Consider the following 12772-nt stretch of genomic DNA (forward strand, 5'->3'; position numbering starts at 1 on the left):
GAAATTATGATGTCGAGTGTCCCCGTTGGTTCGGCCCGCGCCGACCACAGCCGGTTCGTCCAGCGCGTGCGCCGCCGCTACGGTGACGAGCTGGCGCTGCTGCCCCCCGGCCCCCCGACCCACCAGACGCTGGCCGACGCTCTGCAGGCGCTGCGCGCGCGCGGCTATGCGCTGGACGCGGCGCTGCGCGTGTTGCGCCACCTGACGCTGGAGCGCCTCGCGGTGCTGGATTGCGAGGCGGGGGCGCCGCTGGAGGTCGTCACGCGCGGCGTCACGGCGCTCGCCGAGCGCGTGCTCGACGAAGCCGCCCGGGTCGCGTGCGCCGAACTCGACGCAATCCACGGGATGCCCCAGCCCCCGGAGGACGGCCCGCCCGGGCCGCTGCCCCCCGCCCTCGCCGAGGGGCCGCGCCGCTGCGGCTGGTGGATCGTCGGCATGGGCAAGTTCGGCGCGCGCGAACTCAACGTCTCCAGCGACATCGACCTGATCTACGTCTACGAAGGTGACGGCGAGACGTGCGGCGACCCTCAGGGCCGCCAGCGCATCAGCAACCACGAGTACTTTGGCAAGCTGGTCAAGCGCATCCACGCGCTGGTCGCCGACGTCACCGAGCACGGGCAGGCGTTTCGCATCGACCTGGCGCTGCGGCCGCACGGCAACTCCGGTCCACCGGCGGTGTCGCTCGGGGCGCTGGAGGACTATTTCTTGCTGCAGGGGCGGGAGTGGGAGCGCTTCGCGTGGCTCAAGAGCCGCGTCGTCGCCCCGGCCGACAGCGCGCGGCGCGACGGCACGGGGCAGTGGCTGCGCCCCGTCGTACTGCCGTTCGTGTTCCGGCGCTATCTGGACTACGGCGTCTTCGAGGCGCTGCGTCGGCTGCACCGGCAGATCCGCGAGCACGCCGCGCGCCGCGCCGCCGGCCACCCGGAACGCGCGCACGACGTCAAGCTCTCCCGCGGCGGCATCCGCGAAATCGAGTTCATCGTGCAGCTGCTGCAGGTGGTGCGCGGCGGGCAGTTCCCGGAGCTGCGCACCCGCGCGACGCTGCAGGCGCTGCAGCGCGTGGCGCAGGCCGGGCTGATGCCAGCGGACAAGGCGCGCCAGCTCGCCGACGCCTATGTCTTTTTGCGCCGGGTCGAGCACCGCATCCAGTACCTGGACGACCAGCAGACGCACGTGCTGCCGACGCGCGACGACGACCTCGCCTGGATCGCCGCGACGATGGGCTACGACAGCGCCGCGGCGTTTCTGAGTGCGCTCGACGCCCACCGCGAGGTGGTCGCCGAGGAATTCGACACCCTGCTCGGCGACGCCAACGGGAGCTGTCAGGGCAAGGGCTGCAACGGCCACGGCCGCAGCGCGATCGAAGACCTGCAGGCCGTGCTGCCCCAGCTGCCGGCGAGCTTTGCGGCGCGCGTGGCACCCTGGTGCGACCATCCGCGCGTGCTCGCGCTGCGCGAGGATGCGCGCGTGCGCCTGACCCGACTCGTCGAGCGCACCGGCGCGTGGATCGACGCCGGGCGCGTCAGCGAAACCGCCGCGGTGCGCCTGGCCGACTGGCTCGAGCCGCTGCTGCGGCGCGAGAGCTACTTGGCCCTGCTGCAGGAGCGCCCCGCGGTGCACGAGCGGCTGCTGCGCGTGCTGGGCGCAGCCCGCTGGCCGGCGCGCTACCTGCTGCGCCACCCGGGCGTCATCGACGAGCTGGCCAGCCGCGAGCTGTTCGAGAGCCGCTTCGACGCGGTCGCCTTCCAGGCCGAGCTGGAGGCGCGCCGCTGGTCGCTGCACAAAACCGGCGAGGACGACGACGAGGCGCTGCTGGACCTGCTGCGCCGCGCGCACCATGCGGAGGTCTTTCGCACGCTGGCGCGCGACATCGAAGGCCTGCTGACGGTGGAGCAGGTGGCCGACGACCTGAGTGCCCTGGCCGACGCCGTGCTCGACGTGACCGGCCGCTGGTGCTGGCAGCGCCTGAAACAGCGGCACCGCGACACACCGCGCCACGCGATCATCGGCTACGGCAAGCTCGGCGGCAAGGAGCTCGGCTACGGCAGCGACCTCGACATCGTGTTCGTGTACGACGACGAGGACGAGCGCGCGCCGGAGGTCTACACCGCCTTCGTGCGCAAACTCATCAACTGGCTGACCGTCAAGACCGGCGAGGGCGACCTGTTCGAGATCGACACGGCGCTGCGGCCCAACGGCAACTCCGGCCTGCTGGTCACGAGCTTCGAGGCCTACGCCAACTACCAGCAAAACCGCGGCAGCAACACCGCGTGGACCTGGGAGCACCAGGCGATGACGCGCGCGCGCTTCGTCGTCGGCGCCGACGACCTGCGCGCCCGCTTCGACGCCGTGCGCGAGGCGGTCATCACCGCGCCGCGCGACGCGCAGGCGCTCGCCGCCGAGATCCGCGCGATGCGCCAGCGCCTCTACGACGCGCACCCGGTGCGCCCCGGTCGCTTCGACCTCAAGCACAGCCCCGGCGGCATGATCGACGTCGAGTTTGCGGTGCAGTACCTGGTGCTCGCGCACAGCGCGGCGCACCCGCCGCTGCGCGACAACGCGGGCAACATCGCGCTGCTGCAACGCGCGGAAGACGCCGGGCTGCTGCCCCCGGGGGTGGGGCGGGGCGCGGCCGACGCCTACCGCGTGCTGCGCCAGCGCCAACACCGCGCGCGGCTGGACGAGGCAAGCACCCAGCTCGACCCGGCGGAAGTCGCGTCCGAGCGCGAGGCGGTCATGGCGCTGTGGCGGCACGTGCTCGGCTGAGCGCGCGCGGCCCCGACCCCACCGGCGGCGCGGGTGTGCGGCCGCCGCGCCACCCCGACGCCGGCCGCGCCCTACCATCGTGTCTACCGTAGCCCGTTGCGAGTGTCCGCCGATGATGCGCCGTCGAACCCTGCTTGCCCTGGCGGCCCTGGCCGCCGTCACGACCCCGTTACCGATGAACGCCCACACCGCCCCCGCACCGTCCACTCCGGCGCCGAACACCGCCGCCTGCCCCGCCATCCTGCAGCACCGCTTCGGTCGGCTGCAGGACGAAAAACCCCAGGACCTGTGCCAGTACGCCGGGCAGGTGGTGCTGGTCGTCAACACCGCCAGCTACTGTGGCTTCACGCAGCAGTACAAAGGGCTGGAAGAGCTCTATCGGCGCTACCGCGAGCGGGGTTTCGTCGTGCTCGGCTTTCCGTCCAACGACTTCGGCCAGCAGGAGCCCGGCAGCAACCAGCAGATCGCCGAGTTCTGCGAAAACACCTTCGGCGTGCAGTTCCCGATGTTCGTCAAATCGCACGTGCGCGGCCCGCAGGCCAACCCGCTGTTCAAGCAGCTGGTCGAGCGCACCGGCACCACGCCGAAGTGGAATTTCTACAAATACCTGATCAGCCGCGACGGGCGCACGGTCCTCGCCTACAACAGCCTGACCGCCCCCGACAGCGCCACGCTGCGCCGCGATATCGAGCGGCTGCTCGGCGCCTCGTGAACGACCTCAGCGCACCGCGGGCTGTGGCGCCGCGGCAGCGTCCACCCGGCGCGCGCCATTGAAGCGGCGCGCCCAGTAGCGGTCGTTCATGTCGCTGATCTTGACGTGGTCGCCCTTGCTCGGCGAGTGGATGAACTTGCCGTCGCCCAGATACACGCCGACGTGGCTGAACGCCCGCCGCATCGTGTTGAAAAACACCAGATCACCAGGGCGCAACTCGTCCTTCGCGATCGGGGTCGTCGCCTGCGCCTGCTCGGCGGCGCGGCGGGGCAGCACCAGGCCCAGCGTGTTCGCGTAGACGTAGCGCACGAAGCCGCTGCAGTCGAAACCCGTCTCCGCGCTGTTGCCCCCGCGGCGGTAGGGCACGCCGATCAGGCCGAGCGCGGTGTGCAGCAGCCGGGTCGCCGTCTCCCCGGTTTCCATGCCGACCGTCTGAAGCTGTTGCAGCCAAGCGGCGCCGCTGGACGCGACCGGGAGGCTGACCGTCGTCGCCGCGATCCCGGTCTCTGGCGCGAGCGCGGGATCGCCGTCGAAATCGACGGGCGCGGCATGCAGGGTCAGGGCGAACAACCCACCCACGGTCAGGACGGCGAGACGACGCATAGCCTTTGATCGTAGCAGAACTCACCGCAGTGCCGCGGTACACCCCGCCGTCATCGACTGCGCCAGCCGGTGCAGCGCCTGCCACGGATCGGCGGGCCACTCGGGCATCGACAGCCCTTTGACGATGCCGTCCACCGTCTGCGCCTCGGCCAGCCAGCGGCCGGTCTGGGCCGTGCGCAGCCGCGGCAACAGGCGCTCGTAGCGCTTTTCGCGCGGGCCCCAGACACGCTGCTCGCGCAGGGCCAGTGGCAACGGCTGCCCCCCGTCCAGGGCCAGCCGCACACGGTGCAGCGTGCGCGCCTCTTCCGCCAGCGCCCAGTGCACCGGCACCGGTGCCACGCCCTCGGCGCGCAGGCCATCCAGCATCCGCTGCACGCGCGCGGGCTCGCCGTCGAGCACCGCCTCGGGCAACCGGAACGGGTCGTACCGCGCCACGTCGAGCACCGCGGTGCGCACCTGCTCGAACGACAGCTCCCCCGGCGGATACAGCAGGCCGAGCTTGGCGATCTCCTGGTGCGCGGCGAGCAGATTGCCCTCGACCCGGTCGGTCAGGAACGCCAGCGTGCGCTGCCCCTCCTCGCCCGCGGCGACGTGTTGCCCCTGCGCCCGCAGGCGCTGGGCGATCCAGCCCGGCAGCTGCGCCCGCTCCACCGGGTCCACCCGCACCGCCACGCCGTGCGTCTGCAGGGCCGCAAACCACGCGCTTTTGAGCGTCGCCCCATCCAGCCGCGGCAGCAGCACCAAGGTCACGGTGTCGGTCGATGCCGCGGCCGACGCCGCCAGCCGCTGCAGCGCCTCTGCACCCTCCTTGCCCGGTTTGCCAGACGGAATGCGCACCTCCACCAGCCGCTTGTCCGCAAACAGGCTCAGCGCCCCGCCGGCGGCGAGAATCGCGCTCCAATCGGTGTGCGCGCCGGTCACCGTGAAGACCGTGCGCTCGGTGTGCCCCGCGGCGCGCGCGGCCGCGCGGATCGCATCGGCCGCTTCCTGCACCAACAGCGCCTCGTCGCCGTGGACGACGTACAGTGGCGCCAGCGCGCGCTGGAGCTGGGCGGGCAACTGGGCGGCACCGATGAGCATGGCAACCATTCTAGAGCCGTGTCACACTATGGACTCGGCTCGATCCGGCACGAGGAAGTGGGGTCTTGCCTGCAACGTTCTGTGCTGAATCAGAACGGCAGGTGACGCACCCCAACGCCGCGCCGACGCAGTAGTGGCTTGGCTGATTTCAATCGTTCGGTATCCGCATGAATGCTGTCACCCTCACGACGCCCATCGCGCTCATCGGGGCCCCCACCGACGTCGGTGCCGGTGCCCGCGGGGCCTCCATGGGCCCCGAGGCCCTGCGCGTCGCCGGCCTGCAGCCGGCGCTCGAATCCCACGGTCTGTCCGTCATCGACCGCGGCAATCTCAGCGGTCCGCCCAACCCGTGGCAGCCCCCGCAAGGCGGCTACCGCCACCTGGACGAGGTGGTGGCGTGGAATCGCGCGGTGCACGACGCGATCCACGCCGAGCTGGCGCAGGGCCACCTGCCGATCCTGCTCGGCGGCGACCATTGCCTGGCGATGGGGTCGATCAGCGCGGTCGCGCGCCACTGCCGCGCCGTGGGCAAAAAGCTGCGCGTGCTGTGGCTGGACGCGCACGCCGACTTCAACACCTCAACCTTGACGCCCAGCGGTAATTTGCACGGCATGCCCGTGGCGTGCCTGTGCGGCTTCGGGCCGGACGAGTTGGTTTACCTGGGAGGCGAAGGGCCCGCCCTACGGCCGGATCAGGTGCGCCAGATCGGCATCCGCAGCGTCGACCCGGGCGAGAAGCGCTTCGTGCACGAACAGGGGCTGGAGGTGTACGACATGCGCTACATCGACGAGATGGGGATGCGCCATACGATGGAGCAGGCGCTGGCCGGGCTGGACGCCGACACCCACCTGCACGTGAGCTTCGACGTGGACTTTCTGGACCCGGAAATCGCCCCCGGCGTCGGCACCACCGTGCCCGGCGGCCCCACCTACCGCGAGGCGCAGCTGTGCATGGAAATGATCGCCGACACGGGACGGCTGGGAAGCCTGGACATCGTCGAGCTCAACCCCGCGCTGGACGTGCGCAACCGCACTGCGCTGCTGGCCGTGGACCTCGTCGAGAGCCTTTTTGGCAAGAGCACGCTGATGCGCGAACACCAGGTGCGCCGGCGCTGATCGACGCTGCGCCGCGCCACGGGCACCGATGCGGGCCACGCGCCGGCCCTGTGCCGTGGCGTGCGGACACACGACCGCGCCGCGGCGCGTCAAGCGGCTGGCAGACGCGGCACCGCCGCGGAGCCACCATCGTCGACGCGGAACCGCGCCACGGCACCGGCCAGCTCGGCAGCCTGCTGCTTCAGCGCCGTCGCTGCAGCCGCCCCCTCTTCGACCAGCGCCGCGTTTTGCTGCGTGCTCTGGTCCAAGTTCGAGACCGCTGCGCCGATTTGCTCGATACCGTCGCGCTGCTCCTGCACCGCCGCCGCGATGTCGCGCATCATCGTCGTCAAGCCTTGAATGGCTTGGACCACGCGCTCCACTTCCTGCTCGGCTTGCTCGACCAAAGTCGAGCCCTCACGCACCTCGTTGACCGAAGATTCAATCAGCGCCTTGATTTCACGCGCGGCCTGGGCGCTGCGCTGCGCGAGCGACCGCACTTCACCCGCCACCACGGCAAACCCGCGCCCCGCCTCGCCCGCGCGCGCCGCTTCCACCGCGGCGTTGAGCGCCAGAATATTGGTTTGAAAGGCGATGCCGTCGATGACGTTGACGATATCGCCCACCCGCTGCGAGGTCGCCGAGATGTTCGACATCTTGGTGGTGACCATGCCCATGACCTCGCCCCCGCGCGTGGCGGCGGCCGCGACCTCGTCCGCCCGTCGGCTTGCCTGCTGCGCTTGCTGCGCCGTCTGCGCCACGGTGGCGTTCATCTGCTCCATGGTCGCCGCGGTCTGCTCCAAGCTCGAAGCCGCCGATTCGGTGCGCGCCGACAGATCCATGTTGCCGGCCGAAATTTCCTCTGCGGCGGTGTGGACCTGCTCGCTCGCTTGCCGAATCTCGATCAACACCGCCTGCAACTTGGCCACAAAGGTGTTGAAGTGCTCGCTGATGCGCGCCACCTCCGACACGCCGTCGGTGGGCAGGCGTCGCGTCAAGTCACTGTCGCCCGAGGCCACCTCATGCAACGCATGGTCGAGCCGACGCAGCGACGCCAACGAATGGTGCACCAACACGCCCACCAACAGCGCGCTGAGCAAGCCCACCGCCACCGCCCCCACCAGAGAGTTGAGCTGCAGCCCGTCCAGGGCCGCCAAGGCCTCATCCTCGTGCACCGCGATCATCAGCTGCCACGGCGTTTGCTCGATCGGCTGCCCCACCAGCAACCACCGCACCCCGTTGAGCGTGATGGGAAACGCCTCTTGTGAGACGCGCTGCAACACGTCGGCCGTCAGCCCGGCCGACCACTGCGTGGCGGGCTTGAGGATCAGGGCCTGATCCGGATGCGCCACAAAGCGCCCATCCTGCGTCACGATGAAGGCCAGACTGGAGGGCGTGGGCCGGATCGCGTCGATGTTGGCCTGCACCACATCCAAAAAGATATCGCCCGCCACCACCCCGCGGACGCTGCCCCCGTCACGCGCCGCGGCGGCCACCGTGGTCACCAGCCGTCCGGTGCCCGCGTCCACATAAGGCTCGGTCAACACGGCACCTGTGGCCGCCTCCGCCGCGCGATACCACGGCCGCCCGGTGGGATCCCAGTCCGGCGGCAAATTTTGCGGTGACGAAAAGACGTAGCGCTTGTCGGACCAGCCGATGTAGGTGGTATCAAACCCCGCGGCCTTGACCATCATCTGCAACACCGGCAGCGGATCGGGGGTCGCCACCACCGGCAGCATCGCCTCGACCGCACGACGCGCACCCTGCAGCCATTGCGCCACCGCGGCAGCGCGGGCGGTCGCCAGTGACTCGGCATCCTGCTCCACCGTGGCGCGCAACGCTTGCTGGGCCAACACGATATTGACGGCCGAGACCGCCACCACGCTCAGGACGGCCAGCGCCGTCGACAGCACCATCAAACGGCCGCGCAAAGATTGCAAAATTTTCACTTTTTCCCTTGGTAGCAATACCTAAGGTTGAACTTTGGCAGATTTGGGACGACCTGGGTATTACCCTTAATAGCTTCAGGGTTTTTGTGGTGCCGGCGCACGGCTCAGCAGCATCAGCCACTGCCGCAGCAAGGCCGCGCGCATATCGTCGAACAGCAGCGCCTCTTCCGCCTCTTTGCCCAGCACCACCGTCTCGGAGAAGCTCAGCTCGCGCTCCTGGAACAGCTCGGTGGCGGGGATCAGCTCGCGCCCCGATGGCGTGCGCAGGGCAAAGCGCAGGCGCCGGCGCAGCGCGAGTTCGCGCACCTGACCGGCGGCGGTGGTGCCGACGACGACGCGCTCGCGCTGGTCCTGCAGCACCTGCAGGATGACATCCGCCGCCGGCGCGGAGGACGGGGCGGCGGCCGGGGGAGGCCCGCCGGCTTCCAGCACCGTCACCCCGGCGGCCCGCAACTGGGCACGCAGGCCCTGCAGCACGTCGCTGTCTGCCGGTGCCTGCAGCCGCAGCGTCGCAAACGCAAAGCGCAGGTCCGCCCCGCGCAGCCGAAAGCCGCAACCGGGCAGCGCCGCGGCGGCCAGCCCGCCGACCAGCAGCCCCCGCAGCCAGGTTCGGCGCGTCGCCACGCTTGTATGTTTCATACCAGACCAGTGCGGTAGAGTTTGACTGCCGACGAGGCGGCCAGACCGGCCCGTGCAGTTTGGTATCCGCTGGGGTGATCGAGCCCGTGTCTGAGTACAGAGCGCACGGCCGCCGTGCTGGTCTTCCTCAAGCCCGAACGGTTACGCGCGCTGGCCTGTCCGAGCGCGCATGCACAAGCAAGGGATCCGAAGACCATGTCTGCTTCCTCTGTGGTGGTGGGCATCGACGTGGCCAAAGCGCATGTCGATGTCTGTGTGCTGGGCGCCCAGTTCAAGGCCCAGCGGTTTGACAACCAGGCCGAGGGCCACTCGGCCTTGACGGCGGCCCTGAAGCCGCTGGGGGTGGCGCTGGTGGTGATGGAGGCCACTGGCGGGTATGAAACGGAGCTGGCCTGCGCGCTGCAGGCGGCCGGCTTGCCGGTGGCGGTGGTCAACCCGCGCCAGGCGCGTGACTTCGCCAAATCGATGGGCCGCCTGGCCAAGACCGACGCCATCGATGCGCGCGTGCTGGCCGAGTACGCGGCGGTGCTGCTGCGCCGCGAGGACCTCACGCGCTTGCTGCGCCCGCTGCCCGATGCGCAGCAGCAGTGGCTCGCCGCGCTGGTCACACGCCGTCGGCAGCTGCTGGCCATGCTGCTGGCCGAACGCCAGCGCCTGCAGATCACGCCCCGCGGGCTGCACCCGAGCATCGAGGCGGTCATCGCGGTCATCAAGGCCCAGCTCGACGAGATCGATGGCCAGATGGTGGGCCACGTGCGCGAGCACTTTGGCGAGCTCGATGCGCTGCTGCAGTCGGCCCGCGGCATCGGCCCGGTGGCCAGCGCCACGCTCATTGCCGAGCTGCCCGAGCTCGGGCGGCTCAATCGGCGCGAAATCGCCGCGCTCGTGGGCATCGCCCCCATGGCCAACGACTCGGGCGCGAGCAAGGGGCGACGACGCATCCAGGGCGGGCGCTTCGACGTGCGCCGCGTGCTCTACATGGCCACACTCACCGCTTGCCGCGCCAACCCCGTCATCAAGGCTTTCTACGAGCGCCTCATCGCTGCGGGGAAGTTGCCCAAGGTGGCACTGGTGGCGTGCATGCGCAAGCTGCTGACCATGCTCAATGCCATGGTCAGATCCAACAAACCTTGGGACAGCTCGCTTCACAACTCGCCTCTCGGCGCTTGACAGAAAAGACGGTTACTCAGACCACCACGTTGACGAGGCGCCCCGGCACCACGACGACCTTGCGCGCGGGACGGCCCTCGCTGAACCTGGCGAACTCGGGTGAGGCCAGCGCCGCCGCCTCGATGGCGGCGCGGTCGGCGTCGGCCGGCACGGTGAGCGCGCCGCGCAGCTTGCCGTTGATCTGCAGCACGAGTTCGATCTCGTCGCGCTGCAGCGCCGCCTCGTCCACCTGCGGCCACGGCGCATCGAGCAGGTCGCCCAGCGCCCCCGCGTAGCCGAGCGACTGCCACAGCGCGTGCGTGATGTGCGGGGTCGCCGGGTACAGACAGCGCAGCAGGATGCCAAAACCCTCGATCAGCGCGACGCCCCCACCGGGCTCGTCGGTCGGGTCGAACGCCTCCAGCGCGTTGAGCATCTTCATGCAGCCCGACACCACGGTGTTGTACTGCAGGCGCTGGTAGTCGTAGTCCACCTGCTTGAGCAGCGTGTGGATCTCGCAGCGCAGCGCCCGCGCGCGCTTGCCGTACGCCACGTCCGCCAGCGACGACGCCCCCTGCGCGGACTGCGCCGCCGCGGCCCAGTCGGCCTGTGCCAATCGATACCCGAACGCCCAGACCCGGCGCAGGAAGCGGTGGCTGCCCTCCACGGCGGCGTCGTTCCACTCCAGCGTCGCCTCGGGCGGGGCGGTGAACATCGTGTACAGCCGCGCGGTGTCGGCCCCGTATTTTTCGATCAGGTCCTGCGGGTCGACGCCGTTGTTCTTGGACTTGGACATCGTGCCCACGCCCTCGTAGTCGATGGGCGTGCCTGCGGGCAGCACGCCATCGGCGCTGGGCACGTCGCGCTTGAGGCGCGCGCCGACGATCTTGCCCGACTCGTCCAGCACGTGCTCCACGTCGTGCGGCCAGAAATACTCCTTGGCCCCCTTGGCGGTGCGGCGGCTGTAGATGTGGTTGAGCACCATGCCCTGCGTGAGCAGGCGCTGGAACGGCTCGTCCACCTGCACCAGCCCGAGGTCGCGCATCACCTTGGTCCAAAAGCGCGCGTACAGCAGGTGCAGGATCGCGTGCTCGATGCCGCCGATGTACTGGTCCATCGGCATCCAGTGGCGCGTGCCCTCGCCGACCATCGCGTCCGGCAGGTGCGGGTCGCAGTAGCGCATGAAGTACCACGACGAGTCGACGAAGGTGTCCATCGTGTCGGTCTCGCGCCGCGCGGGCTTGCCGCAGCGCGGGCAGTCGACCTTCAGGAACGACTCGCACTTGGCCAGCGGGTTGCCGCTGCCGTCCGGCACCAGGTCCTCCGGCAGGACGACCGGCAAATCCTCGTACGGCACCGGCACCGGGCCGCAGTCGTCGCAGTGGATGATCGGGATCGGCGTGCCCCAGTAGCGCTGGCGGCTGATGCCCCAGTCGCGCAGGCGGTAGGTGATCTTTTTTTCGCCCAGGCCCTGCGCAGCCAGCAGCTCGGCCACCTTGTCCACCGCGGCCTGGTACGGCAGCCCATCGAGCACGCCCGAGTTCACGCAGCGCCCGCGCTGCTTGTCGGCGTACCACTCGGCCCAGGCGTCGGTGCTGAACGTCTCGCCTTCCACCGCGATCACCGGCTGGATGGGCAGGCCATACTTTTTGGCGAACGCGAAGTCGCGCTCGTCGTGCGCGGGCACCCCCATCACGGCGCCGTCGCCATACCCCATCAGCACGTAGTTGCCCACCCACACCGGCACCGCCGCGCCGGTGAGCGGGTGGCGCACGGTCAGGCCCGTGGGCATGCCTTCCTTTTCCTTGAGGGCCAGTTCGGCCTCCGTCGTGCCGCCGAGCTTGCAGCGCTCGATGAAGGCGGCCAGCGCCGGGTTGTCGCGCGCGGCGTGCTGCGCCAGCGGGTGCTCCGGCGCGACGGCGCAGAAAGTCACGCCCATGATGGTGTCGGCGCGCGTCGTGAAGACGTACAGCCGCCCGTCCTGGATCAGCTGTCCGTCGCTGCCGCGGATGTCGTGCGGAAAGGCAAAGCGCACGCCCTCGCTCTTGCCGATCCAGTTTTCCTGCATCAGGCGCACGCGCTCCGGCCAGCCGTGCAGGTAGTTGGGATCGTCCGGGTTGGCCACCGCGGAGAGCAGCTCCTCCGCGTACTTCGTGATGGCCAGGTAGTAGCCCGGGATCTCGCGCTTTTCCACCAGCGCGCCGGTACGCCAGCCGCGCCCGTCGATGACCTGCTCGTTGGCCAGCACCGTCTGGTCCACCGGGTCCCAGTTGACCACCTGCGTCTGCCGGTAGGCGATGCCCTTTTCCAGCATTTTCAGGAACAGCCACTGGTTCCACTTGTAGTACGCGGGCGAGCAGGTGGCGACTTCGCGCGACCAGTCGATGGCCAGCCCCATCGCCTGCATCTGCTTTTTCATGTAGGCGATGTTGTCGTACGTCCAGCGCGCGGGCGGCACGCCGTTTTTGATCGCGGCGTTTTCGGCCGGCAGGCCGAAGGCGTCCCAGCCCATCGGCATCAGCACGTTGTAGCCCTTCATGCGCAACTGGCGCGCCATCATGTCGTTGATGGTGTAGTTGCGCACGTGCCCCATGTGCAGCTTGCCGCTCGGATACGGCAGCATGGAGCAGGCGTAGAACTTCGGGCGGGACGCGTCTTCGGTGACGCGGTAGGCGTCGCGCGCGGCCCAGTGGGCCTGGGCGGCGGCTTCGACGTCGCGGGGCCGGTAAGTGTCTTGCATGGCGGCGATTGTACGCAGCCGCCCCGCGCGGCCGCCGGCG

Annotated in this window: 9 protein-coding genes; 4 read left to right on the forward strand and 5 right to left on the reverse strand. The window is 69.9% G+C overall.

Going from position 1 to position 12772, the window contains the following annotated elements:
* Window positions 1-9: 9 nt before the first annotated feature.
* Both glnE and LCC91_RS11660 read left to right on the forward strand, forming a co-directional pair.
* Window positions 10-2766, forward strand: a complete 2757-nt coding sequence (gene glnE, locus LCC91_RS11655; protein WP_052231678.1) for a bifunctional [glutamate--ammonia ligase]-adenylyl-L-tyrosine phosphorylase/[glutamate--ammonia-ligase] adenylyltransferase — start codon at window positions 10-12, stop codon at window positions 2764-2766.
* A gap of 112 nt (window positions 2767-2878) precedes the next feature.
* Window positions 2879-3478 (forward strand): glutathione peroxidase, encoded by a 600-nt coding sequence (locus tag LCC91_RS11660; protein ID WP_082007647.1) that lies wholly within the window; start codon window positions 2879-2881, stop codon window positions 3476-3478.
* A gap of 6 nt (window positions 3479-3484) precedes the next feature.
* On the opposite strand, the gene LCC91_RS11665 is transcribed toward LCC91_RS11660, so the two are convergent.
* Complete coding sequence (locus LCC91_RS11665) at window positions 3485-4081, reverse strand: C40 family peptidase (protein WP_058616557.1); 597 nt, start codon at window positions 4079-4081, stop codon at window positions 3485-3487.
* A 21-nt stretch (window positions 4082-4102) separates the two neighbouring features.
* Window positions 4103-5161 (reverse strand): DNA polymerase III subunit delta, encoded by a 1059-nt coding sequence (gene holA, locus LCC91_RS11670; RefSeq protein WP_043702310.1) that lies wholly within the window; start codon window positions 5159-5161, stop codon window positions 4103-4105.
* Window positions 5162-5328: 167 nt separating this feature from the next.
* Here holA and rocF point away from each other — a divergent pair, with 167 nt between their 5' ends.
* Window positions 5329-6276: an arginase gene (gene rocF / locus LCC91_RS11675; protein WP_043702307.1), complete on the forward strand. Its 948-nt coding sequence runs from the start codon at window positions 5329-5331 to the stop codon at window positions 6274-6276.
* 89 nt (window positions 6277-6365) lie between these two features.
* On the opposite strand, the gene LCC91_RS11680 is transcribed toward rocF, so the two are convergent.
* A complete protein-coding gene (locus tag LCC91_RS11680) occupies window positions 6366-8171 on the reverse strand; it encodes a methyl-accepting chemotaxis protein (RefSeq protein ID WP_052231667.1) in 1806 nt (601 codons plus the stop codon).
* Window positions 8172-8279: 108 nt separating this feature from the next.
* Window positions 8280-8843 carry an LPS-assembly lipoprotein LptE gene (locus LCC91_RS11685; protein ID WP_143898519.1) on the reverse strand — a complete coding sequence of 188 codons (564 nt, stop codon included), beginning with the start codon at window positions 8841-8843 and terminating at the stop codon, window positions 8280-8282.
* A gap of 195 nt (window positions 8844-9038) precedes the next feature.
* Here LCC91_RS11685 and LCC91_RS11690 point away from each other — a divergent pair, with 195 nt between their 5' ends.
* The gene (locus LCC91_RS11690; protein WP_224440939.1) at window positions 9039-10013 is read left to right on the forward strand and encodes an IS110 family transposase; all 975 of its coding nucleotides are present in this window, start codon (window positions 9039-9041) and stop codon (window positions 10011-10013) included.
* A gap of 16 nt (window positions 10014-10029) precedes the next feature.
* Here LCC91_RS11690 and leuS read toward each other — a convergent pair whose 3' ends face one another.
* On the reverse strand, window positions 10030-12732 hold the full coding sequence (gene leuS / locus LCC91_RS11695) for a leucine--tRNA ligase (protein ID WP_043702304.1): 2703 nt from the start codon (window positions 12730-12732) through the stop codon (window positions 10030-10032).
* Window positions 12733-12772: the final 40 nt, after the last annotated feature.

The sequence above is a fragment of the Tepidimonas taiwanensis genome, assembly GCF_020162115.1.
Classification (GTDB): Bacteria; Pseudomonadota; Gammaproteobacteria; order Burkholderiales; family Burkholderiaceae_C; genus Tepidimonas; species Tepidimonas taiwanensis.

Excerpts from the sequence above, each read along its gene's own strand:
- rocF (WP_043702307.1), top strand. The coding sequence starts at position 5,329 with ATGAATGCTGTCACCCTCACGACGCCCATCGCGCTCATCGGGGCCCCC.
- holA (WP_043702310.1), bottom strand. The coding sequence starts at position 5,161 with ATGCTCATCGGTGCCGCCCAGTTGCCCGCCCAGCTCCAGCGCGCGCTG.
- glnE (WP_052231678.1), top strand. The coding sequence starts at position 10 with ATGTCGAGTGTCCCCGTTGGTTCGGCCCGCGCCGACCACAGCCGGTTC.
- LCC91_RS11665 (WP_058616557.1), bottom strand. The coding sequence starts at position 4,081 with ATGCGTCGTCTCGCCGTCCTGACCGTGGGTGGGTTGTTCGCCCTGACC.
- LCC91_RS11685 (WP_143898519.1), bottom strand. The coding sequence starts at position 8,843 with ATGAAACATACAAGCGTGGCGACGCGCCGAACCTGGCTGCGGGGGCTG.
- LCC91_RS11690 (WP_224440939.1), top strand. The coding sequence starts at position 9,039 with ATGTCTGCTTCCTCTGTGGTGGTGGGCATCGACGTGGCCAAAGCGCAT.
- LCC91_RS11680 (WP_052231667.1), bottom strand. The coding sequence starts at position 8,171 with ATGGTGCTGTCGACGGCGCTGGCCGTCCTGAGCGTGGTGGCGGTCTCG.
- LCC91_RS11660 (WP_082007647.1), top strand. The coding sequence starts at position 2,879 with ATGATGCGCCGTCGAACCCTGCTTGCCCTGGCGGCCCTGGCCGCCGTC.
- leuS (WP_043702304.1), bottom strand. The coding sequence starts at position 12,732 with ATGCAAGACACTTACCGGCCCCGCGACGTCGAAGCCGCCGCCCAGGCC.